Origin of the sequence: Rhizobium sp. WYCCWR 11146 (assembly GCF_013591995.1) — a bacterium.
GTDB classification, from domain to species: Bacteria; Pseudomonadota; Alphaproteobacteria; order Rhizobiales; family Rhizobiaceae; genus Rhizobium; species Rhizobium indicum.
In genome coordinates this window covers 224861-250091 of the sequence record NZ_JACCEY010000015.1, presented here as the reverse complement: position 1 = coordinate 250091, position 25231 = coordinate 224861, and the positions used below count along the sequence as shown (strand labels likewise).

The window sequence follows — 25231 nt, the reverse complement described above, 5'->3', positions numbered from 1 at the left end:
TCCTCTTCTTACGTTCCCATTCTCGTTGAAAACCGGCGGGTCGCCTCAGTCTTCAGATTGCGCGGCAAGGGATCATCCCTCGCGGCCTGCACGCAATTCCTGCAAACGGATCACCGAATTGATGCCCAGCCATGCGATGGGCTCGGGTGGAAGCCGGGACGGCTCGGGGTGATCCATGTATTGTTCGAGATGCCGGGACGTGGTCCCGGTCGCCAGTTCCGCCGCCATCATGCCGGCGAGCGTGCTCTTCACGGTACCCAGCCCGTTTTCGCAGCAGGCGGAGTAAAGCCCTTCTTCGATCTCGCCGAAGGCGGGCACGTGGTTCAGGCTCAGGCAAAGGCGCCCGGCCCAGCTATGTTCGAACGGTATGCCCTCGAGGGCGGGAAAGCGCGCATCGAGCGAAGCCCGATGGGCCTTGGCCATCTTCGCCATCCGCCGTTCGGTCACGGCCACCTTCGTTTCGTAAGTATACTTGGTCCGGATCACGATCCGGGACTGGCCTGAAGAGGAGATCTTACGGACCGTAGCTCCCATCGCATCCGCCGGAAGCAATGCCCATCTCTCCCGTCCCGACGCCTTGCGGCCGATGTCGTCGTCGGAGAAAGGGGCAGTCATCGAGGCATAGGCGAAGATATGCATCAGACGACCGCGATAATGGCCGAAGTCGTCGATATGTCCGTTGACGCCCAGGATAACCTTCGGGGCGACGACCTTGCCGCAAGGGGACGTTGCAATCCAGGTGCCGTTTTCCCGCTTCAACGACGTGACGGGAGAGCGCTCGAAGATATCCACCCTGCCGGAGAGCCCTTGGGCGAAGCTCCGGATGTAATCGGCGGGCTGGATCAGCACCGCCCCCGGCGTATAGATTCCACCGCGATAGAATTCCGTTCCGGTGATCTCGCGCATATCCGCGGCGTCGAGATAGCTGTGCTTTTCGCCTGCACCGGTCAGCGATTCTCCGAAGCTCTGGTTCAGCTTCAGGCCCCTCGCCGTGGCCGCAGCGTTGATCTTTCCGGCCGGATCAAACGTCTCGCGAGACATTCCGTATTCTTCCGCCGCCTGTTTGGCGAAGGCTATCGCGGAACGGTTCTGCTCCATCTCCAAACGAGTGGCGTTCAAGCCGCCGCTCGAATATTCACTGGATGAAAGGGTGTGCGGGACGTCGATCATGAAGCCGGAATTGCGACCCGACGTCCCCTTCCCCAATTCGCTCGCGTCCAAAATGACAATCTTGTCGTCCGGACGCAGTTCGAGCAGACGACGGGCGGCGGAAAGGCCCGCAAAGCCCGCGCCGACGATCAGCCAGTCCGCGGTCACGTTGCCATCGAGGCTTCGGATCGGAAACGAACGTCGACTGATCGCCTCCCAACCCGAGATGCCGTTTTCGACCGGCAAGCGTTTGACGGACTTGGTGATCATCGGATCGTCTCGTCCACCGAGCGTTCCGAGATGTCGATCCAGATCGTCTTCAGTTCGCAATAGTTGTCGTGGGCAAAGATCGACTTGTCGCGTCCGCCGAAACCCGACTCCTTGTAACCGCCGAACGGGGTGGTCGCGTCACCCTCGCCGAAGCAATTGACGGTGACCAGTCCAGCGCGGATTTCGCGCGAGAGCCTGATCGCCTTGCGCAGGCTGCCGGTGTAGACCGATGCCGTCAGGCCATAATTCGTGTCGTTGGCGAGCGCCACGGCCTCGTCGAGGGAATTGAAGGTCGTGACCGACAGGATGGGTCCGAAAATCTCTTCCCTGAAAAGCCGGCTCTGCGGCGTGACGCCATCAACCACCGTCGGCTCGATGAAGATGCCCTTCTGGGTTTCTCCCCCATGAGCGATCTCCAGCTTTTCCGCCTTTGCGTCGTCGAGGAACGACTTCACCTTCTCGAAGTGATTTTTGCTGACCAGTGCGCCGATGCGGTTGTCAGGGTCGAGCGGGTCGCCCGTCCTCCATTCGCGCATATAGGCACCGATGCGCTCGAGCAGTTCGTCCTTGATCTTGGAGTGGACGATAAGCCGCGATGTCGCCGAGCAATTCTCGCCCATGTTCCAGAAGGCACCGTTGACCACCTGTTCGGCAACGAGATCCAGGTCTTCGGCGTCGTCCAGCACGACCGCCGGGTTTTTACCGCCGCATTCGAGGACGACTTTCTTAAGATTGCTGTCTGCTGCATATCGCAGGAAACGCCGGCCGGTCGGCGTCGATCCGGTGAAGGCCACCATATCGACGTCCATGTGCATGCCGAGCGGTTCGCCGACATCCTTGCCGCTTCCCGTGACGACGTTGAGAACGCCAGCCGGAATACCCGCCTCATGGGCAAGCTCGGCGACACGAAGCGTCGTCAGCGTGGTTTCCTGGGCTGGCTTGATGATCACCGAGCAGCCCGCTGCAAGCGCCGGACCGATCTTCCAGGCCAGCATCAGCAGGGGAAAGTTCCAGGGTAGAACGCAGCCGACGACGCCGATGGGCTCGCGCACCACCATGGTCAACGCATTTGGTCCCACAGGATTGGTGTTGTCGTAGAGCTTGTCGATCAGTTCGGCGTGCCAACGAATGGTGTGGATGGTATCCGGAATATCGACGGTCTGGCATTCGCGAACCGGCTTACCGCTGTCGATGCTCTCCATGACGGCGAGCTCATGGCGATTTTCTTCAAGGAGCTTGGCGAATCTGAGGAGAACGGCTTTCCTCTCGCCGGGAGACTGAAGGTGCCAGCGGCCATCGTCGAAGGACTGCCTGGCTTTGGCGACAGCATCATCCACATCGCTTGCGTCACAGGCTGCGATCTCGGCCAGGAGGTCGCCGGTCGCAGGATTGGTTGTTTTGAACGTCTTTCCCGAATTCGCCGGACGGAAGGCGCCATCGATGAAGGCGTTGGTGGCCAGTTGGAGGCTTGCGGCAATTGCCTTGTATTCGGCGGCTGTCAAAGGTTCATGCATGATTTGCTCCCGACGTGATCTGGGCGACCGTGCGCTTCAAGGTGGTAACGACAGTCTGGAGGGTTCTTTTTTCTTCCGATTTGAGCGGGCGAAGCGGCGCGCGAACCGGCCCCGTGCTGAGACCGATCAGTTCGCAACCGTGCTTGATCGACTGGACGAACTTCCCGCATTCGAGGAAATCCATCAGCGGCAGCATCGCGGTCATGATGGCGCGGCCCTTGTCGAAATTCTTCTCGTTCACGCAGGCTTCGTAGAGAGCCACGTGTTCAAGCGGAAGGAAGTTCGAGCCGGCGCAGACCCAGCTCTTTGCACCCCAGGCGAAGAATTCGAGCGCCTGGTCGTCCCAGCCGCAGGACAGCGAGATGTGCGGGAACTTGCGGGCCAGCAAATGGAGATTGGCCATGTCGCCGGAGCTTTCCTTAATGGCGACGACGTTCTTCGATTTGCCCACGCGGGCGAAATATTCTTCGCCCATCACGACGCCCATGCGGGCCGGATAGTTGTAGAGCATGATTGGCATGTTGGCTGCACGGTCGATGGTGAGCGCGTGAACGGCATTCTCGCGCTCGGTGGGCAGCGCATACGGAGGGGACGACACCAGGATAGCATCGGCGCCGATTTCCTTCGCGGCCTTGGCGTATTCGACGGAGTCTTCCGTCCGCGTCGCACCCGTTCCGATGATGAGCGGCAGGCGTGTGCCGATGACATTCTTGGCATAGGCGGCCAGCTCAAAACGTTCCTGGGCGCTCTGCGCATAATACTCGCCGGTCGAACCGCCAACGATGATGCCATGGACCTTCGCTCCGATCAGCGATTCCAGTATGGCGGCGAATGCTGGCCTGTCTATTTGCCCATCCGGGTTTAGCGGGGTCACCGCCGGAGTGTAGATACCTTCGAATTTCAAGACGATTTCTCCATCGCTGCGGCGGGCACTTCGACGAGTGCGTCAGCCTTCATTCCCTGTGGCGCAATGAACATCTCCATGTTCTCCCGCGACAATTCCCAATGTTCGAACACCAGGTCGACGACCGCGTCCTCATCGTGGGCACCGATGGCGGAGATGAAGCCGTCGTGATGTTCGACCGCCAATTGCAGCCGCTGGCGCATGTCGTCGTTGCGCGGCCGGAAGAAGGTGTGGCCGATCCGCGCGTGGTCGATGAGCAGGCGGCCGAGGCTCGGCTGCAGATAGGCGTTGGCCGACATCTCGCCGATGATCTCGTGGAACCGGTTGTTCTCCAGCACCATCGCGAGAGCGTCGCCGGACACACTTGCCGTGCGGAAGCGTTCCTGCGTGTCCTTAAGGTTTCCGAGCTGCTTCGGCTTGAAGTTCTGGACGGCGAGGCGACCGATCGCTGCGTAGATCATCGGCGCGACCAGAAAGAAGTGCCTGAGCGTCTGGTGGTTCATCGGGATGACGCGCGCGCCGCGGTTCGCCCGGATGTCGACGTAGCCCTCGCCTTCGAGACGTCGGAAGATTTCCCGAACCGGCGTGCGCGAAAGCCCGTACTGCTCGCTCAAGCCTACCTCGTCCAGATCCTGATCGGGGTCGAGCTCCATCGTCAGTATCTGCCGCTTGAGATCGTCGTATAGATCGTTTTTGCCGCTTCTCACGTAAACCTCCTGCACATCGCCGTGTCGGGCAGATCACATGATCTGCGCCAGTAAAGTCAGGTTTGCATGGGCCGAGACATGAGTCAATAAAAATGTATAAACTGAGTATACAGTGATTGTTATAAGAAAATACACTCCTTTCTCGCCGCGTTAGAGCGACCGAAATGCCCTACGGACGTCGGTTTTTGCGCGCGAATGTGGTGATGTGCATCGACGCGTTCATGCCGTTTTCGCCAGCGACCGATTGGAACGGCATAGCTGGCTTTGGCTTTCCCATGGTCGGGAGCGAAGTCTCTGGATCAGGATTTCGGGAGAAGAACGCCGACGGCGAATTCCTCGGCGCTGGTCGAGCGCCCGCCTTGCGCCTTGCGATATTCCCCCGGCGTGAACCCATGCTCAGCACTCAGGGCCCGGGACAGGTGTGGCGCGTCACAGAACCCTGTGGCCATCGCAATCTGCGTGATCGTCCAGTCCGTGGTGCGCAAAAGCGAAAGCACTCGATCCAGCCGGAGTTCGAGATAGAGCTTGGCCGGACTGATCTTCAGATCCGTCAGGAACCGCCGCTCGAGCCCCCGTCGTCCGACGCCAAGCTCGTCCGCCAGGTCGATGACCGTCTTCGGTACTTCGATATTTTGCTGCATGCGCAGGATTGTTTTCTTCACCAGCGGATCGCTCGCTATGCGCCTTGTTTGTTGACCCGGCTGCGGCTTTTCTCCGCTTAACGCGTTGTCGATCATCATGATGTTCAGGCTTTTAATGGCGGCAGACTGGCCCACGTGCCGCTCAACCAGGAAAGCCGCCAGATGGGCTGCCCCGTGACCTCCAGAACATGTGAGCCGATCGCGGTCGATGACGAAAATCTGGTCGGCGACCAATTGCTCTGCGCTGAATCGGTCAAGAAAATCCTGATGATGAAACCAGCTGACGCAGCATCGATAACCGTCGAGCAATCCTGCCTCATGCAGGATGAAGACGCCTGTGCACAACCCAATGATCGGGACGCCGATTTCGGCGGAGCTCTTCAGAAAACGGATTGCCTCGGCTGTGAGCGCGCTCTTGTCGCCGATCAGCCCGCCAACGACCACGATGTAATCATATCGTTCCGCATGTTTAAGACGCGTATCCGGTTGCACCTTGACGCCGCAACTCGACTGCACGCTGTTCATGTCGTCCGACAGAACGGTCCATTCGCATAGAATAGGCCGGGAGCGGTCAGCCTCGTCGGCGGCGAGGCGAAGCACATCGACAAAATTCGCGAAGGCCGAGAGCGTGAACCGGTCGGCAAGAAGAAAAGCGACACTCAGGCGCTTTTTGGTGCGAGGCGCGATCATGCGCAAATATTCAATCAAAGCGACGCAATTGTCCAGACGTGCGTCGTGAAATCTCTCTACGTTCCAGGCCACCATATCTCCAACAAGCAGGCACGCCATGACGCGCTTCAACGCACTCAATCTCTTGCGGCATGCACTGACCGGGCATAAGCACTGGGATGAGCAATGGCCGCAGAAAGAGCCAAAAGCCGAATATGACGTTGTCATCGTCGGCGCCGGCGGCCACGGCCTGGGGGCCGCTTATTACCTTGCCAGCCAGCACGGCATTACCAACGTCGCCGTCATCGACAAGGGCTGGCTTGGCGGTGGTAACACCGGTCGCAATACGACGATCATCCGTTCCAACTATCTTTATGACGAGAGTGCGCGCCTTTACGATCACGCGGTTGATCTTTGGGAAGGGCTGAGCCAGGAGCTTAACTACAACGTCATGTATTCGCGTCGAGGCTGCCTCATGCTGGCTCATACCGTGCATGACGTTCAGAGCTTCAAGCGGCATATTCATGCAAATCGGCTGAACGGTGTCGACAACCGATGGCTGACCAAGGAAGAGGCCAAGGAATATTGCCCTCCCCTGGATCTGTCACCCAACGCCCGTTACCCGGTGATGGGCGCCGCCCTTCAAGAGAGGGCTGGCACAGCCCGTCACGACGCCGTCGCCTGGGGATATGCGCGCGGTGCAGCGGCGAGAGGCGTTGATATCATCGAGAACTGCCCGGTCACCGGGATCCGCCGCAACGCCGACGGTTCGGTCGCCGGCGTCGAAACGGCCAAGGGATTTATCAAGGCAAAAAAGGTTGCGGTCTCGGCGGCCGGCCATACCTCGGTCGTCATGGAAACCGCTGGGGTGCGGTTGCCGCTGGAGAGCTACCCACTGCAGGCATTGGTTTCCGAGCCGATCAAGCCAATTTTCCCGTGCGTGGTGATGTCGAATGCGGTCCACGCCTATATCAGCCAGTCAGACAAAGGCGAACTGGTCATTGGATCGGGGACCGATCAGTACACGTCCTACTCGCAACGTGGAGGACTGCCGCTGATCGAGCATACGATCGCCGCCATCGTCGAGATCTTTCCCATCTTCAACCGCATGCGGATGCTGCGAAAATGGGGCGGCATCGTCGATGTCACACCCGATCGCTCGGCTATTCTCGGTAAGACACCGGTTCCCGGGCTGTACGTCAATTGCGGCTGGGGCACCGGCGGTTTCAAGGCCACGCCGGGAGCGGCGCACACCTTCGCCTGGACCATCGCGAAAAACGAACCGCATCCGATCAATGCGCCCTTCACGCTTGAACGCTTCCGTTCCGGCCGCCTGATCGACGAAGCCGCCGCCGCCGCCGTAGCACATTGAGGACATAACTGATGCTGCTGATCCGTTGCCCTTACTGCAATGAAACCCTGCCCGAGGCGGAGTTCACCTACGCCGGCCAGGCCCACATCGTTCGCGCGTCCGATCCTTCGTCACAGTCCGACGAGCAGTGGGAGGAGTTTCTGTTTATCCGCGCCAACGTCAAAGGCCCGCACTACGAACGCTGGCGGCACCTGCATGGTTGCGGCCGGTTTTTCAACGCGGTGCGCGACACGGTCAGCGATCGGTTCCTGACAACCTATGCAGCGGGCGAGCTGCGCCCCGATCTTGCTACATTGCCCGGCCTGCCAGCCGGTTCGGAGGTGCTGAAATGAACCAGTATCGCGTTTCGGGTCGCGGCCGAGTAGACACCGGACGTCCTGTTGTCTTCATCTTCGACGGCAAGGCTTATCACGGCGCAAAGGGCGACACGGTAGCCTCCGCGCTCCTGGCGAACGGCGTTCATCTGATGGGGCGGTCGTTCAAATATCACCGTCCACGCGGCCCTATTGCCGCGGGTTCGGAGGAGCCCAATGCGCTGATCGGCACGCGGCGCGGCCCCGGCCGCTTCGAGCCGAATACCCGCGCTACCGTTCAGGAAATCTGGAACGGGCTCGAAACCAACTCACAGAACAAGTATCCCAGCTTGAAATTCGACGTGGGGGCGGTCAACGACGCCGCCTACATGCTGTTTTCGGCAGGCTTCTACTACAAGACGTTCATGTGGCCCAAGAGTTTCTGGAACAAGGTCTATGAGCCCTTCATCCGTGCGGCCGCCGGTTTGGGCGTGTCTCCCAAGGAGACGGATCCGGACACCTATGCGTCTCGCAACATGCATTGCGACGTCTTGATCGTCGGCGCCGGACCGGCGGGGCTGGCGGCAGCGCGCGCGGCGGCGGTCGATGGCCTGAAGGTCGTCGTCGTGGACGAAAACGGTGAAGCCGGCGGTACGCTTCTGTCCGAGCCGCAGGCCCATATCGACGGACGCCCGGCATGGGACTGGCTGGCTGCCGAGTTGAAAGCTCTCGATGATCTGGGCGTCAAAATCATGACCCGGACCACAGCAATCGCCTATTACCACCAGAACATGATCGGCTTGTGCCAACGTTTGACCGATCACCTCGAGGCCCCGCCCAAAGATACGCCACGCGAACGCCTGTGGCGGGTGCGGGCGCGCCAGGTCGTGCTGGCGCAGGGTGCGCTTGAAAAGCCGCTGGTCTTCCATGGCAACGACCGTCCGGGTGTGATGCTGGCCGGTGCGGCCCAAACCTATCTGAACCGGTATGGCGTCAGGGTCGGCAATATGCCTGTCGTCGTCACCAGCCATGACAGCGCGTGGTACGCAGCCTTCGATCTTCACGGCGCGGGCGCCCGCGTCCAGGCGATCGTAGATACCCGTAACAACGTACGGGAGGAGCTGGTGAATGAAGCCCGCGCCTTGGGAATTCCGGTCAAGCTGTCTCATACGGTAACGTCGACTTCGGGGCGTCTGCGCGTCAACTCGGTCGGCGTGAGCCGGGTCGATGGCAAGACGGTCCACTCGGGGCACAGGATCAAATGCGATGCCGTACTGATGTCGGGCGGCTGGACGCCCTCCTTGCATCTTTTTTCGCATACCCAGGGCAAGATCGCATGGGACGACGAACGCACGACCTTCCTGCCGGCGCTCACCCGCGAGGATTGCGTGATCGCTGGAGCCGGACGAGGGCTCTGGGGCATCGAAGCGGCATTGAAAGATGGCGCGGAGCGCGGTCGCGAGATCGCTGCCGCCCTCGGCAAAACCGGTGCGTCGATCGGCTATGCCGTAGATCATGACCGGACCGGCACTGGCGTGTCACACACGGAGCTGCCGACCGATCGCAATCCGGGCAAGGCCAAGGCTTTCGTCGACTACCAGAACGACGTGACCGCCAAGGACCTGCGTCTGGCCGTCCGCGAGGGCATGCGATCCATCGAGCATGTCAAGCGCTACACGACCAACGGCATGGCGACCGATCAGGGAAAAATGTCGAATATCAACGGTCTGAACATCGCTGCCGATGCGCTCGGCAGACGCCAGCCCGAGGTCGGTCTGACCACCTTCCGTCCGCCCTATACGCCGACGACCTTCGGAGCTTTTGCAGGTTATCATCGCGGCGTTCATTTCGAGGTCACCCGCAAAACGCAGATCGACTCGTGGGCCGAAGCGAATGGCGCGGTTTACGAGCCGGTCGGACAGTGGCGCCGCGCTTGGTATTTTCCGAAGCCGGGCGAGGATATGGACGCTGCCGTGAGCCGTGAATGCCGGGCCGTGCGCAAAAGCCTCGGCATCTTCGATGCATCGACTCTCGGCAAGATCGAGGTCGCAGGTCCCGATGCGGTCGAATTCATGAACCGTATGTACACCAACCCCTGGTCGAAGCTTGCGCCGGGGCGATGCCGCTACGGTCTGCTTTTGGGCGATGACGGTTTTATCCGTGACGATGGTGTCATCGGCCGCATGACCGAGGATCGCTTCCACGTCACAACCACCACCGGCGGCGCGGCGCGTGTGATGAATATGATGGAAGACTACCTCCAAACCGAATGGCCCGACCTCAACGTCTGGCTGACCTCGACCACCGAACAATGGTCGACCGTTGCGCTGAATGGTCCGAATGCGGCCAAACTGCTGGCGCCGCTGGTCGAGGGGATCGAACTGACGGAGGAAGCCTTCCCGCATATGTCCTGCGTCGAATGCACCGTCGCCGGGATGCCTGCACGACTGTTCCGTGTCAGCTTTACCGGCGAGATCGGCTTCGAGGTCAACGTGCCCGCGCCTCTCGGGCGCAGGCTATGGGAGACGCTCTGGGAAGCAGGCCAGTCATATGGCATCACCGCCTATGGCACCGAAACGATGCACGTTCTGCGAGCCGAAAAGGGCTACATCATCGTTGGTCAGGATACTGACGGCACCGTCACGCCCTATGATGCGGGTATGGGCTGGGCCGTGGGCAAGAACAAGCCGGATTTTGTCGGCAAGCGTGGCTTAGCGCGCCCGGATTTGGTGGCCAAAGGCCGCAGGCAGCTTGTCGGCCTTCTCACCGAGGATCGCTCGAAGCTGGAAGAAGGAGCGCAGATCGTCTTCGACCCGAAGCAGGCAATTCCGATGACGATGGTGGGGCATGTGACCTCTTCCTATCATTCGGACGCAGCCAGCCAGCCGATCGCGCTGGCGCTTGTCGAGGGAGGCCACGACCGGATTGGAGAGACGGTCTACATCCCGATGCCCGACCGCACCATTGCCGCGAAAATTGCCGGGACCGTGTTTGTCGATCCCGAAAACACCCGCCTGAAAATCTGACCCGGAGATGAAGATGAGCACGCAGATTTCTTCTCTGACACCCGGCGTCCTGGTCGAAACCGGAGCCGTACGGGTCGCAGTCTTGCCGGAGCGGGGACGGTTGTCGCTGCGCTCCCGCGGCGACCCTGCGGCGCTGAACAAGGCTCTCGGTCTGACGCTTCCTGATCGGATCGGCCGGCGCGTCATCGCCGGCGAAACCGAAGTCATCCGGCTAGGTCCCGACGAATGGACGATCCTCGTCCCCGTCGGTGAGGTGACTGGGCTTATTGCCGCCTGTGACGCAATCTATGTCGAGCATCCCCACAGCCTTGTCGATATTTCAGGGCGTGAGATCACGCTTGAGATCGAGGGCCCGAAAGCGGTGGAGCTGCTGGCGCTCGGCTGCGCCCGCGACATCGAGATCATCCCGGTCGGTGAGGGTCGCAGGACGGTTTGCGACGGAACGACGGTGATCTTGTGGCGCGATTCCGGGGACCGCTTCCGTATGGACATCTGGAATAGTTTCGCACCGCACCTCGGCCATCTGTTTGAAATCGGCAGCAAGGAACTTGCTGCAGAAATCGCCTTATCCTGAAAGGAAAATCCAATGTTTGACCGTTTGTCACAAGCCACCGTTTCCGACGTGGCGGTTGCCAGCGCCATCGCCGAAGAACTTGAGCGGCAGAAGACCCAGATCGAGCTGATCGCTTCGGAGAACATCGTTTCTCGGGACGTTCTGGCGGCGCAAGGATCGGTGCTGACAAACAAATATGCCGAGGGCTACCCAGGGAAACGCTACTACGGCGGCTGCGAATTCGTCGACAAGGTCGAGCAGTTGGCCATCGACCGGCTGAAGCAGCTCTTCGGAGCAGAATTCGCGAATGTGCAGCCGCATTCCGGCGCGCAGGCCAATCAAGCGGTCTTCCTTGCGCTTCTGCAGCCCGGAGATCGGATCATGGGTCTGTCGCTCGCCCATGGCGGGCACCTCACCCACGGATCGCCGGTGACCATGTCGGGTAAATGGTTCGATGTGGTCTCCTATGAAGTCGATGCCGACACACATCTCATCGACATGGAAAAGGTCCGCGAAAAGGCTCTGGAGACGAAGCCAAAGTTGATCGTCGCAGGTGCCTCGGCCTATCCTCGCCAGATCGACTTTGCCGGGTTCCGCAAGATCGCGGACGAGGTCGGGGCCCATTTGATGGTCGACATGGCCCACTACGCCGGTCTGATCGCAGGCGGCAAATACCCAAATCCGGTACCCCACGCCCATATCGTCACCTCGACCACCCATAAGACCCTGCGCGGGCCGCGCGGGGGTGTCATCCTGACCAATGATGCCGAACTGGCGAAGAAACTGAACTCCGCTGTGTTCCCCGGCAATCAGGGCGGCCCTCTGATGCATGTCATTGCTGCCAAGGCCGTGGCATTTGGTGAAGCGCTGCGGCCTGAGTTTGCCGATTACGCCGGCCAGGTCATCTCCAATGCCCAAGCCCTGGCAAGAGTTCTGAAGGACGGTGGCCTCGGGATCGTTTCGGGTGGTACGGACAGTCACATGGTCCTGGTTGATCTGCGCCCGAAAGGCGTAACCGGCAAGGTGGCTGAAATTGCGCTGGAACGCGCGGGCCTGACCTGCAACAAGAATGCAATCCCGAACGATCCGGAAAAGCCATTCGTTACCTCAGGTATTCGTTTGGGGAGTTCGGCCGGAACCACGCGCGGCTTCCGTGAAGCCGAGTTCGAAAAGATCGGCGTGCTGATCCTGACTGTTATCGATGCGCTGTCGCAGAACCCGGAGGGCATCGCCGAGTCCGAGGCGGAGGTGCGCACACAAGTCTGCGCTTTGTGCGAGGCGTTTCCGATCTATGGTTCATAAATGATCCCTTCGGTCCTCGCGATCGGGATTGGTCCCTCATCCTGATATAGGATGGCCCAATAGATGCCGCCGCGCGATTTCTGCATGAAACGCACGGGCGGTGTCGAAAGGAATCTCGGCGCAGGCCGACACCGGAATTGCGTGGTGCCGCGGATATTGGCATTGCCGACAATCTCCGATCTACAGCGGCGCTGTAGCACTTTGAATTGCTGCATAATTTTATCCGTAAATCGATTCCGATTTACGGAATTATGCAGTAGTCTCGCACTCTCTCCGCCGGGCAGTTCAGCCGCAGGCTCATGACATTCGAAACGAGCGAGAGCTGTACTTTCATGACCACTCACCGCTTCATTCCGACGAGCTTTCACAATGTCATCGGCTCTCTTTCGCCGGCCCTGCACATCGCCGACGGCGATACCGTCGTCACCGAGACGCTCGACGCCGCTGGGCATGACAAGGACGGCATCAAGCAGGCATCCGGCCCCAATCCGATGAACGGCCCGATCTTCGTGGAAGGTGCTGAGCCCGGGGATGCGCTGAAGGTCGAGATCATCAGCATGATCCCGACCAGGGACACGGGTTTCACCCGTAGCGTCGTCGCGGCCAATGTGGTCGATCCCGAGGCGGTTCGTGACCTGCCGCCGCGCGATATCGCCATCTGGGCGATCGACCGCGAAGCACTGACCGTCCGGCTTTCCGAACCGGTTGCAGGTCTTGAAAATTTCGTTCTGCCCCTCGCCCCGATGATCGGCTGTTTCGGCGTGGCGCCCAGCCTCGGCCAGGCGATATCGACCGCAACCAGCGGCGAATATGGCGGCAACATGGATTATCGGTTGTTCGGCCCCGGCACCACGGTCCGCTTACCCGTAGCGGCCCCCGGCGCCTTGTTCTTTCTCGGCGACTGCCATGCCGTGCAAGGGGATGGCGAAATCGTCGGAACCGGCGTCGAGACGACATTCGAGGTCACGGTACGGCTGACGGTGGAAAAGAAGGCCGGACTGGTCTGGCCGCGCGGAGAAACGGCCGAAGACATCTTCACCATCGGCAACGCCCGGCCCCTCGATCAGGCGCTCCAGCACGCCACCAGCGAAATGTTGAATTGGCTGGCAGCGGATTACGGCCTGGACAGAACGGCGGCCAGCCATCTGCTCGGCCAGGTGGTGCGCTATGATGTCGGCAATGTCTTCGATCCGGCCTATACGATGGCTTGCCGTGTTGCCAAGAAATGGCTGGTTCGCCGATAGAGGGTCCCCGGCAGGACTCCTCCCCATGTGTGATTGAGGCTATCGCGACACAGCCTGCCGGATGTCGGGACGAAATGGTTCAAGGGCAGCGGAAAGCCCCGTGCGGCCACGGCGGATTTCACCGACGCCGGCTTCCGCTCCGATCAGACCTTTGTTGTGCGCATCGCCGAGCCTGACGATCAGATCGGCGTAACTTTCCGAAAGTCCTGCGCGGATCAACGTTGCCGGCCAATCGGCACGCGGCAGTTCGTGTGCGACGACGCGCCGAGTCGATAACCGCCCCACGGCCGCAGCGATCTCAAGCGCCGTGTATTCGCGCGGCCCCTCGCCATGGACGATCCGCGGCGAAGGGCCATGATCCTGGTCAACCAGCAGAAGGTCGGCGGCCATATCGCCGATATCGGCGGCGGAGACGGTCGGGAAGGATCGTTCCAGCGGCTGGTGCATGCTCGGCATCACGCCGGTCTTGCCGGCGATCTTCAGGTAGCGTGCCCAGTTTTCCATATGTTCAGCCGAACGCAGGAAGCTCACCCTGGTGCTGCAGCGCCGGAACCGCTCCTCCATCGCGCGGAACAAGCTGGTAATGCCGGTATCGATCGTCAGATGCGCGCCGTAATCCGAGATCGCCAAGATGCGCGGCGGCCGGGCGGCATCGATCGCCTGCGCCATCCGCTCGATCGACTGCAGCATCTGGCGGCTGGCATCGGCGGCGCGCGGATCGATCGGGCAGATGAGCTGTACAGCCGTCGCATCTTTCATCGCGGCGGCCATGGCTTCGACATCGCCGACCTCGGCCATAGCGATCTCGCATCCGAGTGCCGCAAGGGGCGCAGCCTTGGCGGGATCACGGAGCACCGCCCTGACGGGTGCGCCCTCGGCCCGAAGCCTTGTTATCGTTGCCTTGCCGACCTTGCCGGTGGCGCCGAAGATGACAAACATGATCATTCCTTCCTCTGTTCGCTGTCGAAGGAAGATGTACTGCCGCCAGGGGCATTGCCTGCGCATTCAGCCGATCTGTTGCAGGATCGGCCACTTTTCGTCAATTACGCAGGCGGGCGATGGTGCCGGGGCTGATGCCAAGCAGCCGCTTCATGCTGTTTGCCATATGGCTTTGATGCGCGAAGCCGGCCTCAAGCGCGATCTGGCTCAAGGGCAGGTCGGAGCTCCGGATCAGCACCTCGACGCGAGCCACCCGGCGGTGCAGCACATACTGATGCGGCGGCATGCCGAAACTGTGTCGAAACTGCGTCTTCAGATGCGAGAGGCTCAGTCTGGCAAGACCGGCCAGTTCGGCAAGGGAAAGCGGCATATCGAGATTGTCTTCGATGTAGTCGGCAAGCATCCGCTTCTGACGGGGCGAGAGCGCTCTGCCGCTATACACTGGGCGAGAGCTGCCGCTGCCCGCCTCGACCAGACGGAGCGCCAAGGCTGTCGCCAGCGTATCAGCATAGAGATTGTCGGACGGCACATCCGCCTCGAGTTCCGCCTTCAAGGCCCAGACGATTGCCTCGAGCCGCGGATCGCGGAGTTGAAATTGCGGCACGATTGCCGTCGCGGGATCGCGGCCGAGGTCGATGGCAGCCCGATGGAAAAGATCCTTGCTGATCTTCAGCCGCAGGATCATGCATTCGCGGTCGTCCTCCCAGACGCCATCGAGGCCGGCTGGCACCACGTCGATATCGCCATGCTTCTGCAGTCGGCGATGCTCCCGCCCGTCACAGCGGCATTGCGCCCGCACCGGTCGGCCGACATGGATTCCGAGGCGATGATAGGGCGTGCCTGAAATATGCGTGCGGCCGGGCGGAATGCGCAAAAGCTCGGCCTCCAGACCGCGCCAGGCACGGCCCTTGCTGGTTGCGAGGATTGTCGCGCTTTCTGTTTGCGGATAATCGTTCATCGGCCCGTTCCATTCGCTCTTGAATGGGACGGAGACTATCGCAAGCGCCACTGCCGCGGCAAGAAACGGTGTAGCCGGCGCGGGCGAGTTTTCTCAATCGTGCCGCGACAGGAAACCAGAAACGGTCGCCAGGCAAAGCTGCTTTTCCTCGACATGCGGCATGTGGCTGGAATTTTCGAAGAGCACCCATTCGCAGCCCGGAACGCGTTCGAGATAAGGCCTTACCACCAAGGGTGTCGCCTCGTCGTATTTTCCCGAGATCAGCAGCGTCGGGGCTTCGATGCGGTCGAGCCTGTTCTCGATCGTCCAGTCCTTCATGGTGCCGATGACGTGAAATTCGGTCGGGCCGTTCATGTTACGGTAGACCGTGTTGTCCTCGTCCATGATCGCGAAGGTCCGCGCCACTTCAGGCGGCCACGGCACCACCCGGCAGACATGGCGGTCATAGAAGACACGCGAGGCGGCGATATATTCCGGATCGGTGAGGCTTCCCGCCAGTTCGTGCTTCAGCAGCGTGTCCTGCACCTCTTTCGGCAGTTCCTGCCTCAGCCGGTTCGCCTCCGAAACCCAGGTGTGCATGTTGGCCGGCGAGTTGGCGATAACAAGTGCATTCAGGCCTTGCGGCCGGCGCACCGCATGTTCGGCACCAAGCATGCCGCCCCAGGACTGGCCGAGGAAGGCGTAACGATGCTGAATGCCGAGATGGGAAAGCAGCGCGTCCAGCTCCTCGAGAAACAGGCCGACCGTCCAGAAATCCGGGCCCTTTTCCGGAAGGCGGGTGGAGTTGCCGTTGCCGAGCTGGTCGTAATGGATGACCGGACGACCGTCGAGGGCGGCGATATCCTTGAAGGAATCGACATAATCATGGGTGCAGCCCGGTCCGCCATGGGCGACGACGAGAGGCAGCTTGCCGCTGTCCAGCGAACCGGTGACGCGATACCAGGTGCGATAGTCGCGAAAGGGCAGATAGGCTTCGTTGGTCGTGACTTCGCCCACGGGCGTCTCCATCTCTTAGCGGTATGAAAAAAGCATAACGCGGCGGCAACGGGGAAGGCAGCTATCACAAGTTATAGGGTGGCCAATTATGGGTCGGCCGGTCTTCGAGCAGACGGTAATGGGTGGCGCGCACCACGGCCTGGGTGCGGTTGCGGGCGCCGAGTTTCTTTGTCGCGGCGTTCAGATGCATCACGACAGTCGGTACGGAACGGTCGATGATGCGGGAAATTTCCTTGGCGGAGTAGCCTTCCGCCGAATGGCGCAGGCATTCCCGTTCCCGCTCGGTCAGGCGGATCGTGCCGACGCTCTTCGCCCGCGTATCGAAAAGCGAATAGGCGGTCTCATGGAAAACATGGGCAAGCAGGTTGAAGTCGGCGATAAAGCGCAGTGCGTGCCGTTCGAAATCTTTGTTCCGGCCGAAGCGGATACCGGTGACGGTGGCATAGTCGCCGCGTGGCATATGAACCGGGACGGTGACACCGGTAGACATATCACGTTCGCTTAAATAGCGGGTCACCGGCACGGTGTCGTCGTTCATGAAACGGTTGATCAGCGTGTCGGCGTCCGGGTCATAGTTCCAGAAGAAGGGTGCGGAGGTGCGCAGCGCCACCTGCTGCACCGGATCGATACGGAAATAGCCGCGATTGAACCAGTAGTCGTGCATGTCGTCGGAAATATTCCGCAGCTTCAACAGCGATGGTATCATGATCGCGCCGTCGAGATCGTAGGGAACGGGTGTATAGTCGTAGATCAGCGCCTCGAAGCCGATCTGCTTCATCGCCTCGAAGGCTTGGTCGATTCGGCCGTCCAGCGTTTCGTGCGCTGTAAACTGCCGTCGGATCGTTCCGATGTCGTCAAGAATGGGGTCGTCAAGCATGGGCTGCTCCCGGGTTCGGCATTGCGGCCCACCCTATCACTTCTTATAGCTGGCACTGAATGCGGTTTAAGGTAAAAATTTAGCCGTGCCCAAATATTGAGCAAGCGAAATCTTCTGCCGGAGCGATCAATGTGGCGTGAAATACGGCCGGACGAACGATTTGAGATTGATGTCGATGGCTATCGCGTCGTTGCCTATAGTTTCGGAACCGGCAGCGAGACGGTTTTCTGCCTGAACGGCGGGCCGGGTCTGCCCTGCGATTACCTGCGCGAAGCGCATTCCTGCCTCATCGACAAGGGCTATCGCGTCGTCGCCTTCGACCAGCTCGGCACCGGCGCCTCCGACCGGCCGGACGATCTCTCGCTCTGGACGATCGGTCGTTATGTCGAGGAGACGGAGACGGTGCGCAAAGCGCTGGGGCTCGGCAAGGTCCACATGCTCGGCCATTCCTGGGGCGGGTGGCTGGCGATCGACTATGCGCTGACCTATCCCGAAAACCTCAAGACGCTCATCCTCGAAGATACCGTCGCCGACATGCCGCATCTGATCTCGGAACTAGAACGGCTGCGCGCAGCGCTCGGTCCCGAAACCGTGTCGATGATGCAGAAGCACGAGGCGCAGGGCACCTACAATCATCCGGAATATCTCGCCGCCGTCACCATCCTCAACTATCGCCATGTCTGCCGTCTGCCGGAATGGCCGGCGCCGGTGCGCCGCTCGCTCGACGATTGGAACATGGTGCCCTATGAGACGATGCAGGGACCGAACGAGTTTCTCTATATCGGCAATCTCAAGGACTGGAACCGCATCCCCGATCTGCCGCGACTGACGCTGCCGGTGCTCATCACGACGGGAGAGCATGACGAGCTGACGCCAGCCTGTGCGCTCAGGATGAAGCTTGCGCTGCCGAATGCCGAGCTGAAGGTATTTGCCAATGCCAGCCATATGCCGTTCTATGAGAACCCGCAGGATTATTATCCGGCGCTTCTCGATTTTCTCGCCCGGCACGAGGCAGGCTGATGCAACAGGAAGCGGACCGAATCCGACGAAGACAAAGGGGCGATCGCCGTCATGCATCGCTATAAATTCGTTCTGACGCGACCGCTGCAGTTCCTGCCCGTGATCTTCGGCATCAGCGTCATCACCTTCATTCTGGTCAGGCTGATCCCCGGTGATCCGGCGCGCAACATCCTCGGCACGCGCGCGACGCCGGCGGCTCTCGCCAGCATTCGCGCCCAGTACGGCCTCGACCAGCCGATGTGGCTGCAATATGTCTATTTCCTCAAGAACCTCGCCAATGGCGAGATGGGCAAGTCGATCCTCTACAAGATCGACGTGCTGAAGCTGATAGTCACCCGCATCGAGCCGACGCTCGCCCTCGTCGTCTCCAGCGTCGTGCTGTCGGTCCTGATCGCGGTGCCGATGGCGGCGATCGCCGCGCGCAATGCCGGCCGGGCGCCGGATCATGCGGTGCGCATCGTCTCGACCTTCGGCATCGGTTTTCCGCCCTTCTGGCTGGGACTGATGCTGATCATCCTCTTCAGCGTCGAACTCGGCGTGCTGCCGGTCTCGGGTTATGGTGCGACGATCGGCGAAAAGCTGCCGCATCTCGTACTACCGAGCCTGACGGTCGCGCTGTCGCTCTCGACCGTGCTGACGCGCAGCCTGCGGGCGGCGATGATCGAGCAGTTGAAATCGGATGTCGCGACGGCGGCGCGCGCCCGCGGCATGCCGGAGGGGATCGTCTTCTGGCGGCATGTCCTGCCGAATTCGCTGGTGCCGACGATCAATCTGCTCGCCGTCAACATCGGCTGGCTGATCGGCGGCACGGTGGTGGTCGAGAGCGTCTTTGCGCTGCCCGGCATGGGACAGCTGCTGATCAGGGCGATCTTCTCACGCGACTACATGGTGGTTCAAGGCGTCGCCATGGTCTTTGCCTGCGCCACCGTACTCATCAACTTCATTGCCGACATCGTCACTGTCGCCGTCGATCCGAGGGTGAAGCTATGAGCATCGAGGCGATCGCCCCCGCCTCCCCCGGTTGGCGCCGGTTCTTCGGCCGGCGGCCGATGCTTGTGCTCAGTGCCGGCCTGCTGCTGTTCTTCGTCCTGCTGGCGATCGGCGCGCCCATCGTCGCGCCCTACGACCCGATCATGCAGAATGCCGAGGTGCGCCTGCAGGCGCCTTCGCTGTTGCATCCCTTCGGCACCGACAACTTCGGCCGAGACATCCTTTCCCGCGTCATCTGGGGCGCGCGCCTCGACCTGCAGATGGCGCTGATCGGCGTCATCTTCCCCTTCCTGATCGGCACGACAGTCGGCACGATCGCCGGCTTTTTCGGTGGGATCGTCGATGCGCTGTTCATGCGCCTCGTCGATATCATCCTCGCCTTCCCCTTCCTCGTGCTGATGCTGTCGATCATCGCGATCCTCGGCCCGGGCCTCGGCAGCTTCTACATCGCCATGGCGCTGGTCGGCTGGGTTTCCTATGCGCGGCTGATCCGGGCGCAGATGCTGGTGCTGAAGGGCAGCGACTATGCCGTTGCCGCCGTCAGCCTCGGCTTCAGCCGCCCGCGCATCATGTTCCGCCACCTGCTGCCGAACGCGATCGCCGGCTCGATCGTCTTTTCGATGTCCGATGCGACGCTGGTGCTGCTCAGCGGCGCTGCCGTCAGCTATCTCGGCCTCGGCGTCCAGCCGCCGATCGCCGAATGGGGCGTCATGGTCGCGGAAGGACAGAGCTTCATCACCACGGCATGGTGGATCACTTTGTTTCCTGGCCTCTCTATCGTCTGCCTCGCCTTCGGTTTCAGCATGCTGGGCGACGCGCTCGGCGAACTGCTGGGGGTGCATGAATGAGCGGCTCCGTTCTGTCCGTCCGTGATCTCACCGTCAGGGCACATGTCGAGCCCGGCCCGCGCACGTTGCTCGATGCGGTGTCGCTCGATCTCGGCAAGGGTGAGATCCTCGGTCTCGTCGGCGAGAGCGGCTCGGGCAAGAGCCTGTTCTGCCGTTCGCTGGTGCGCCTGCTGCCCTCCTCGCTGCTGAAGATCGAAAGCGGTAGCGTGCTGCTCGAAGGGCGCGACCTCATGCGGATCGACGATGGCGAGATGCTGAAAGTGCGCGGCGGCGAGATCGGCATGATCTTCCAGAACCCGACCAGCCATCTCGACCCGGTGATGCGGATCGGCGATCAGATCGCCGAGGGCATCCGCTATCACCAGGGCCTCAACACCCGGGAGGCCCGCGCCGCGGCGACGGAAATCCTGGCGCAGGTCGGCTTCCCCGATCCGAAGCGCCAGTACGACAGCTATCCGCACGAATTTTCCGGCGGCATGCGGCAGCGGGCGATGATCGGCGTGGCGCTGTCCTGCAATCCGAAGATCCTGATCGCCGACGAGCCGACCACGGCGCTCGACGTGACCATCCAGGCGCAGATCCTGCGGCTGTTGATTGACATTCGCGACCGGCGCGGCCTGTCGATCATTCTGATCACTCACGATCTCGGTATCGTCGCCCAGACTTGCGACCGCATCGCCGTGCTGCGCGGCGGCAAGCTCATCGAAGAGGGGCCGAAGCGGACGATCCTCGCGCGGCCGCAGCATCCCTATACAATCAACCTGATCAACAGCCACCCTTCCCTGCCGGGCGCGATATCAGCGCCGTTGCCCGAGCTTGCCGAAGCCAACAACCCGGCGAGACCGTTGCTCGAAATCGATGATCTCCACGTGCGCTTCAGAGCCGGCGGCGCCCTGCTCAGGGGCGGTGCCAAGACGGTCAGCGCCGTTGCCGGCGTCAGCCTGCAGATCATGCCGGGCGAGACGGTCGGCATCGTCGGCGAATCCGGCAGCGGCAAGAGCACGCTTGCCCGCGCCGTGCTCGGCCTCACGCCGCTTTCCTCGGGTCACGTCACTTTCGACGGCGTCGATCTGGCGCTGCAGAAAAGCGCTGGCCTGGCAAAGCTCAGGCGCGAGACGGCGATGGTCTTCCAGGACCCCTACAATGCGCTCAATCCGAGGCTGACGATCGGGCAGATGCTGGCCGAGGTGCTGAAGGTGCAGGGCAAGGTCGCCAGGAGCGATATCCCTGTTCGAATCGGCGAACTGCTCGATCTCGTCGGCCTCGAACGCGAATTCGCCGGCCGCAAACCGCGCAGCATGAGCGGCGGCCAGTGCCAGCGCGCCGGCATCGCCCGAGCCCTCGCCGTCGATCCGAAGCTGATCATCGCCGACGAATGCGTGGCGGCCCTCGACGTCACCATCCAGGCGCAGATCATCGAGCTCTTCCGCGATCTCACGGCGAAGATGAACCTCACGCTGATCTTCATCGCCCATGACCTCGCAATCGTCCGCAATCTCTGCGAACGCGTCGTCGTGATGTATCGCGGCGAGATCGTCGAGGAAGGTCGCTCCGAAGAAGTCTTCGCGCGGCCGAAGCATCCTTATACGGCGGCGCTGATCGCCGCCATTCCCGACATCGATCCTGACAAGCGGCTGCTGCAAGGCGCCGACGGCAAGGACGATCCGCATTCGATGCCGATTCAATCAATCAAACGCATGCCATAACAACGAAGGGAACGAACTCATGACAAACAGGTGGAAATCAATCGGGCTTGCAGCCCTGCTCGCCGGTCTGACGCTCAGCGCAAGCTATGCCGAGGCCGCCGGCGTGCTCACCATCGGCCGCCGCGAGGATTCGACGACATTCGATCCGATCAAGACCGCGCAGAACATCGACAACTGGGTGTTCTCCAACGTCTACGACGTGCTGATCCGCGTCGACAAGACAGGCACGAAACTGGAGCCGGGTCTTGCCGAAAGCTGGACCACCTCGGATGACGGGCTGACCTACACGTTCAAGATCCGCGACGCAAAATTCTCCGACGGTTCGCCGCTGACGGCGGAAGATGCGGCCTACAGTCTGCTGCGCATCCGCGATGACGCCGCCTCGCTCTGGAGCGATTCCTATAAGGTGATCGACACGGCCGTGGCGACCGACGCGCACACGCTGACGATCAAGCTCAAGAACCAGTCCGCGCCGTTCCTGTCGACGCTGGCGCTGCCGAATGCCTCGGTCATCTCCAAGAAGGGCATGGAATCGCTTGGTCCCGACGCCTATGGCGAAAAGCCGATCGCATCCGGCGCCTTCGTGGTCGAGGAATGGCGGCGCGGCGACCGCGTCATCCTGAAGAAGAACCCGAATTTCTGGCAGGCCGACCGCGTCAAGCTCGACGGTGTTGAGTGGATCTCGGTGCCTGACGACAATACCCGCATGCTGAACGTCCAGGCGGGCGAGCTGGACACGGCGATCTTCGTTCCCTTTTCTCGCGTCGAGGAGCTGAAAAAGGACCCGAACCTCAATGTCGATATCGACGCTTCGACCCGTGAGGACCATCTTCTGATCAACCATGCGCATGGCGCGCTCGGCAAGAAGGAAGTCCGCCAGGCGCTTGATCTCGCGATCGACAAGAAGGCGATCGTCGATACCGTCACCTTCGGCCAGGGCACGGTCGCCAATTCCTATATTCCGAAGGGCGCGCTCTATTATTATGCTGACAATCTGCAGCGGCCTTATGATCCCGAAAAGGCAAAGGAGCTGCTGGCCGCCGCCGGCGCCTCGGACCTGACGCTGAATTACCTGGTGCGTGCCGGCGACGAAGTCGACGAACAGACGGCCGTGCTCGTCCAGCAGCAGCTGCAGAAGGCCGGCATCACCGCCAATCTGCAGAAGGTCGACCCGAGCCAGGAATGGGACATGATCGTTGCCGGCGACTACGACGTCTCGGTCAATTACTGGACCAACGACATTCTCGATCCGGACCAGAAGACCACCTTCGTCCTCGGCCACGATTCCAACAACAACTACTCGACCAATTACAAGAACGAGGCGGTGAAGGAACTGGTGGCCAAGGCGCGTCTCGAGCTCGACCCGAAGAAGCGCGAGCAGATGTATGTCGATCTGCAGAAGATGGCCAAGGACGACGTCAACTGGATCGACCTCTATTACAGCCCCTATATCAACGTCTCGCGCAAGAATATCGAGAACTTCTACCAGAACCCGCTCGGCCGTTTCTTCCTGGAAGACACGGTCAAGAACTGAGTTCGGGCAGTATGCAGATGCTCCGTCGCCGTAAAGGCGGCGGAGCATCATTTGTTGCTGCGACACGTGGCTGGGGGGCCGCTTGCTTACTCGGCGGCCGCGAGCTTGTCCTGCGTCCTGGTGTCGAAGTCGCTGGCGTCGTGGCGCTCGTGCAACTGGCTCGATGGCTCGCCGGAGAGGCGGTTGACCATCCGGCCGCGTTGCACGGCTGGCCTGCTGTGGATGGTGTCGGCCCAGCGCAGCACGTTCTTATAGTCCTCGACCTGCAGAAACTCGGCCGCGCCGTAGGTCCAGCCCTTCACCAACCCGCCATACCAGGGCCAGACGGCAATATCGGCGATCGTATATTCGCTGCCTGCCAGATACTCGCTTTCGGCAAGGCGACGATCGAGCACGTCGAGCTGACGCTTCACTTCCATGGCGAAGCGGTCGATCGCATATTCGATCTTCGTCGGCGCATAGGCGTAGAAATGGCCGAAGCCGCCGCCGAGATAGGGCGCGCTTCCCATCTGCCAGAACAGCCAGGACAGGCATTCGGCCCGCGCGCTCGGCTCAGTCGGCAGGAAGGCGCCGAATTTTTCAGCGAGATAGGTGAGGATCGCACCGGATTCGAAGACACGGATCGGCTTTGGCCCGCTGCGGTCCATCAGCGCCGGTATCTTGGAATTGGGATTGACCGCGACGAAGCCGCTGCCGAACTGGTCGCCATCGCCGATCTTGATCAGCCATGCATCGTATTCGGCACCGCTATGGCCAAGGGCCAGCAGTTCCTCGAGCATGATGGTGACCTTCTGGCCGTTCGGCGTTCCGAGCGAATAGAGCTGCAGCGGATGGCGGCCGATCGGAAGCTCCTTGTCATGCGTCGGTCCCGCGATCGGGCGATTGATGCTGGCGAACTGGCCACCATTCGCCTTGTTCCAGGTCCAGACCTTCGGGGGTGTATAATCGGGAGAACCGCTCATCTTTCAAACTCCTGGCATTGATAGGACAGAGCGCGACGCCAGTTGGGCTGCCGCATTTTTCCTGACATAGCAGAGGCGACGAGGTTTTGTCAGAGGTGTCGAAGCGCTTCACACAATCGTCAGAGCGCCGGCCATATATCAATTTACGCTGTGAACACTAGGGTTTTGTAAGTACCAAAAATTGGTATATTGGGCTCAAAGGAGATTTCAGGATGGCTAGAAATACGTCCATATCGCTCGGCGACCATTTCACCAGCTTCATCGATACGCAAGTTCAGGCTGGCCGCTATGGTTCAGCCAGCGACGTCGTCCGGGCAGGCCTCCGCCTACTTGAAGAACACGAAGCCAAAGTGAAGGCATTACAGGACGCCTTGATTGAAGGCGAGGAATCCGGCCCTGCCACACCCTTCGATTTCGATGCGTTCAACGCTCGCAAACGGGCGGCGTTCAATGCGAAATGACCGGCATCATATTTTCTCCCGCCGCGCAAACCGATATTGACAAGATTTGGGATTACACAGCGACGAGTTGGAATGTCGATCAGGCAGAGCGTTATATTCAGGACATAAGAGACGCCTGTCAGGAACTGGCGGAGGGAACACGGGTGAGCCGCCCCTCAGATATTCGGAAAGGGTACAGAAAGGTCTCCGCTGGCGCTCATTTTCTGTATTTCAAAAGCAATGATGCGGGCCAGATCATCATCGTGCGCGTCCTTCATCAAAGAATGGATGTAGCCAAGCATCTGTAAGGCTGTTGC

The 25231-nt window shown here is 60.9% G+C and carries 23 protein-coding genes; 13 read left to right on the top strand and 10 right to left on the bottom strand.

Going from position 1 to position 25231, the window contains the following annotated elements; translation table 11 throughout:
* Positions 1–72: 72 nt before the first annotated feature.
* The 5 genes from HX899_RS09880 to HX899_RS09860 form a co-directional block, all read right to left on the bottom strand.
* Positions 73–1419: an FAD-binding oxidoreductase gene (locus HX899_RS09880; RefSeq protein WP_138389895.1), complete on the bottom strand. Its 1347-nt coding sequence runs from the start codon at positions 1417–1419 to the stop codon at positions 73–75.
* Positions 1416–2933, bottom strand: coding sequence for an aldehyde dehydrogenase (locus tag HX899_RS09875; RefSeq protein WP_181292354.1), 1518 nt, complete (start codon positions 2931–2933; stop codon positions 1416–1418). Before HX899_RS09875 ends, HX899_RS09880 begins: the two co-directional genes overlap by 4 nt.
* On the bottom strand, positions 2926–3837 hold the full coding sequence (locus HX899_RS09870; protein ID WP_181292353.1) for a dihydrodipicolinate synthase family protein: 912 nt from the start codon (positions 3835–3837) through the stop codon (positions 2926–2928). Before HX899_RS09870 ends, HX899_RS09875 begins: the two co-directional genes overlap by 8 nt.
* A complete protein-coding gene (locus HX899_RS09865) occupies positions 3834–4544 on the bottom strand; it encodes a GntR family transcriptional regulator (RefSeq protein ID WP_138334152.1) in 711 nt (236 codons plus the stop codon). The genes HX899_RS09870 and HX899_RS09865 overlap by 4 nt, the downstream gene beginning before the upstream one ends.
* 299 nt (positions 4545–4843) lie before the next feature.
* Positions 4844–5875 carry a GlxA family transcriptional regulator gene (locus tag HX899_RS09860; protein WP_138334304.1) on the bottom strand — a complete coding sequence of 344 codons (1032 nt, stop codon included), beginning with the start codon at positions 5873–5875 and terminating at the stop codon, positions 4844–4846.
* Positions 5876–5972: 97 nt separating this feature from the next.
* On the opposite strand from HX899_RS09860, the gene HX899_RS09855 reads away from it, so the two are divergent.
* The 6 genes from HX899_RS09855 to HX899_RS09830 all read left to right on the top strand — a co-directional run bounded on the left by HX899_RS09855 (position 5973) and on the right by HX899_RS09830 (position 13644).
* A complete protein-coding gene (locus tag HX899_RS09855; RefSeq protein ID WP_062941726.1) occupies positions 5973–7226 on the top strand; it encodes a sarcosine oxidase subunit beta family protein in 1254 nt (417 codons plus the stop codon).
* An 11-nt stretch (positions 7227–7237) separates the two neighbouring features.
* Positions 7238–7558: a sarcosine oxidase subunit delta gene (locus HX899_RS09850; RefSeq protein WP_138334150.1), complete on the top strand. Its 321-nt coding sequence runs from the start codon at positions 7238–7240 to the stop codon at positions 7556–7558.
* Positions 7555–10545: a sarcosine oxidase subunit alpha gene (locus HX899_RS09845; protein WP_138334148.1), complete on the top strand. Its 2991-nt coding sequence runs from the start codon at positions 7555–7557 to the stop codon at positions 10543–10545. Before HX899_RS09850 ends, HX899_RS09845 begins: the two co-directional genes overlap by 4 nt.
* Positions 10546–10558: 13 nt before the next feature.
* Entirely contained in the window at positions 10559–11119 is a 561-nt protein-coding gene (gene soxG / locus HX899_RS09840; RefSeq protein WP_138334146.1) for a sarcosine oxidase subunit gamma family protein, read from the top strand.
* A gap of 12 nt (positions 11120–11131) precedes the next feature.
* Positions 11132–12400 (top strand): serine hydroxymethyltransferase, encoded by a 1269-nt coding sequence (gene glyA / locus HX899_RS09835; protein ID WP_181292352.1) that lies wholly within the window; start codon positions 11132–11134, stop codon positions 12398–12400.
* Between the two features lie 332 nt (positions 12401–12732).
* The gene (locus HX899_RS09830) at positions 12733–13644 is read left to right on the top strand and encodes an acetamidase/formamidase family protein (RefSeq protein WP_181292351.1); all 912 of its coding nucleotides are present in this window, start codon (positions 12733–12735) and stop codon (positions 13642–13644) included.
* Between the two features lie 39 nt (positions 13645–13683).
* Here the strand turns inward: HX899_RS09830 and HX899_RS09825 are convergent, their stop codons facing one another.
* The 4 genes from HX899_RS09825 to HX899_RS09810 form a co-directional block, all read right to left on the bottom strand.
* On the bottom strand, positions 13684–14589 hold the full coding sequence (locus tag HX899_RS09825) for an NAD(P)H-binding protein (protein ID WP_181292350.1): 906 nt from the start codon (positions 14587–14589) through the stop codon (positions 13684–13686).
* Positions 14590–14683: 94 nt separating this feature from the next.
* Positions 14684–15541: a helix-turn-helix domain-containing protein gene (locus HX899_RS09820; protein ID WP_181292349.1), complete on the bottom strand. Its 858-nt coding sequence runs from the start codon at positions 15539–15541 to the stop codon at positions 14684–14686.
* 93 nt (positions 15542–15634) lie between these two features.
* Positions 15635–16537, bottom strand: a complete 903-nt coding sequence (locus HX899_RS09815) for a proline iminopeptidase-family hydrolase (protein WP_181292348.1) — start codon at positions 16535–16537, stop codon at positions 15635–15637.
* Positions 16538–16601: 64 nt separating this feature from the next.
* Entirely contained in the window at positions 16602–17414 is an 813-nt protein-coding gene (locus HX899_RS09810) for a LuxR family transcriptional regulator (protein WP_181292347.1), read from the bottom strand.
* Positions 17415–17543: 129 nt separating this feature from the next.
* Between HX899_RS09810 and HX899_RS09805 the strand changes: the two genes are divergently transcribed.
* The 5 genes from HX899_RS09805 to HX899_RS09785 are packed head-to-tail and all read left to right on the top strand — an operon-like array spanning position 17544 to position 23512.
* A complete protein-coding gene (locus HX899_RS09805; protein WP_181292346.1) occupies positions 17544–18434 on the top strand; it encodes a proline iminopeptidase-family hydrolase in 891 nt (296 codons plus the stop codon).
* 51 nt (positions 18435–18485) lie between these two features.
* On the top strand, positions 18486–19424 hold the full coding sequence (locus HX899_RS09800; protein WP_181292345.1) for an ABC transporter permease: 939 nt from the start codon (positions 18486–18488) through the stop codon (positions 19422–19424).
* Complete coding sequence (locus HX899_RS09795) at positions 19421–20272, top strand: ABC transporter permease (protein ID WP_003549355.1); 852 nt, start codon at positions 19421–19423, stop codon at positions 20270–20272. The genes HX899_RS09800 and HX899_RS09795 overlap by 4 nt, the downstream gene beginning before the upstream one ends.
* Complete coding sequence (locus HX899_RS09790) at positions 20269–21978, top strand: ABC transporter ATP-binding protein (RefSeq protein ID WP_181292344.1); 1710 nt, start codon at positions 20269–20271, stop codon at positions 21976–21978. The genes HX899_RS09795 and HX899_RS09790 overlap by 4 nt, the downstream gene beginning before the upstream one ends.
* A 19-nt stretch (positions 21979–21997) precedes the next feature.
* Entirely contained in the window at positions 21998–23512 is a 1515-nt protein-coding gene (locus HX899_RS09785; RefSeq protein WP_181292343.1) for an ABC transporter substrate-binding protein, read from the top strand.
* 86 nt (positions 23513–23598) lie between these two features.
* On the opposite strand, the gene yghU is transcribed toward HX899_RS09785, so the two are convergent.
* Positions 23599–24474: a glutathione-dependent disulfide-bond oxidoreductase gene (gene yghU / locus HX899_RS09780; protein ID WP_003549352.1), complete on the bottom strand. Its 876-nt coding sequence runs from the start codon at positions 24472–24474 to the stop codon at positions 23599–23601.
* Positions 24475–24686: 212 nt separating this feature from the next.
* On the opposite strand from yghU, the gene HX899_RS09775 reads away from it, so the two are divergent.
* Both HX899_RS09775 and HX899_RS09770 read left to right on the top strand, forming a co-directional pair.
* A complete protein-coding gene (locus tag HX899_RS09775) occupies positions 24687–24935 on the top strand; it encodes a type II toxin-antitoxin system ParD family antitoxin (RefSeq protein ID WP_138334129.1) in 249 nt (82 codons plus the stop codon).
* On the top strand, positions 24932–25222 hold the full coding sequence (locus tag HX899_RS09770) for a type II toxin-antitoxin system RelE/ParE family toxin (RefSeq protein ID WP_138334127.1): 291 nt from the start codon (positions 24932–24934) through the stop codon (positions 25220–25222). The genes HX899_RS09775 and HX899_RS09770 overlap by 4 nt, the downstream gene beginning before the upstream one ends.
* Positions 25223–25231: the final 9 nt, after the last annotated feature.

Coding starts and splice junctions, on each gene's coding strand:
- HX899_RS09880 (WP_138389895.1), bottom strand. CDS start 1,419: ATGATCACCAAGTCCGTCAAACGCTTGCCGGTCGAAAACGGCATCTCG.
- HX899_RS09875 (WP_181292354.1), bottom strand. CDS start 2,933: ATGCATGAACCTTTGACAGCCGCCGAATACAAGGCAATTGCCGCAAGC.
- HX899_RS09860 (WP_138334304.1), bottom strand. CDS start 5,875: ATGATCGCGCCTCGCACCAAAAAGCGCCTGAGTGTCGCTTTTCTTCTT.
- HX899_RS09855 (WP_062941726.1), top strand. CDS start 5,973: ATGACGCGCTTCAACGCACTCAATCTCTTGCGGCATGCACTGACCGGG.
- HX899_RS09850 (WP_138334150.1), top strand. CDS start 7,238: ATGCTGCTGATCCGTTGCCCTTACTGCAATGAAACCCTGCCCGAGGCG.
- HX899_RS09845 (WP_138334148.1), top strand. CDS start 7,555: ATGAACCAGTATCGCGTTTCGGGTCGCGGCCGAGTAGACACCGGACGT.
- soxG (WP_138334146.1), top strand. CDS start 10,559: ATGAGCACGCAGATTTCTTCTCTGACACCCGGCGTCCTGGTCGAAACC.
- glyA (WP_181292352.1), top strand. CDS start 11,132: ATGTTTGACCGTTTGTCACAAGCCACCGTTTCCGACGTGGCGGTTGCC.
- HX899_RS09830 (WP_181292351.1), top strand. CDS start 12,733: ATGACCACTCACCGCTTCATTCCGACGAGCTTTCACAATGTCATCGGC.
- HX899_RS09825 (WP_181292350.1), bottom strand. CDS start 14,589: ATGATCATGTTTGTCATCTTCGGCGCCACCGGCAAGGTCGGCAAGGCA.
- HX899_RS09820 (WP_181292349.1), bottom strand. CDS start 15,541: ATGAACGATTATCCGCAAACAGAAAGCGCGACAATCCTCGCAACCAGC.
- HX899_RS09810 (WP_181292347.1), bottom strand. CDS start 17,414: ATGCTTGACGACCCCATTCTTGACGACATCGGAACGATCCGACGGCAG.
- HX899_RS09805 (WP_181292346.1), top strand. CDS start 17,544: ATGTGGCGTGAAATACGGCCGGACGAACGATTTGAGATTGATGTCGAT.
- HX899_RS09800 (WP_181292345.1), top strand. CDS start 18,486: ATGCATCGCTATAAATTCGTTCTGACGCGACCGCTGCAGTTCCTGCCC.
- HX899_RS09795 (WP_003549355.1), top strand. CDS start 19,421: ATGAGCATCGAGGCGATCGCCCCCGCCTCCCCCGGTTGGCGCCGGTTC.
- HX899_RS09790 (WP_181292344.1), top strand. CDS start 20,269: ATGAGCGGCTCCGTTCTGTCCGTCCGTGATCTCACCGTCAGGGCACAT.
- HX899_RS09785 (WP_181292343.1), top strand. CDS start 21,998: ATGACAAACAGGTGGAAATCAATCGGGCTTGCAGCCCTGCTCGCCGGT.
- yghU (WP_003549352.1), bottom strand. CDS start 24,474: ATGAGCGGTTCTCCCGATTATACACCCCCGAAGGTCTGGACCTGGAAC.
- HX899_RS09775 (WP_138334129.1), top strand. CDS start 24,687: ATGGCTAGAAATACGTCCATATCGCTCGGCGACCATTTCACCAGCTTC.
- HX899_RS09770 (WP_138334127.1), top strand. CDS start 24,932: ATGACCGGCATCATATTTTCTCCCGCCGCGCAAACCGATATTGACAAG.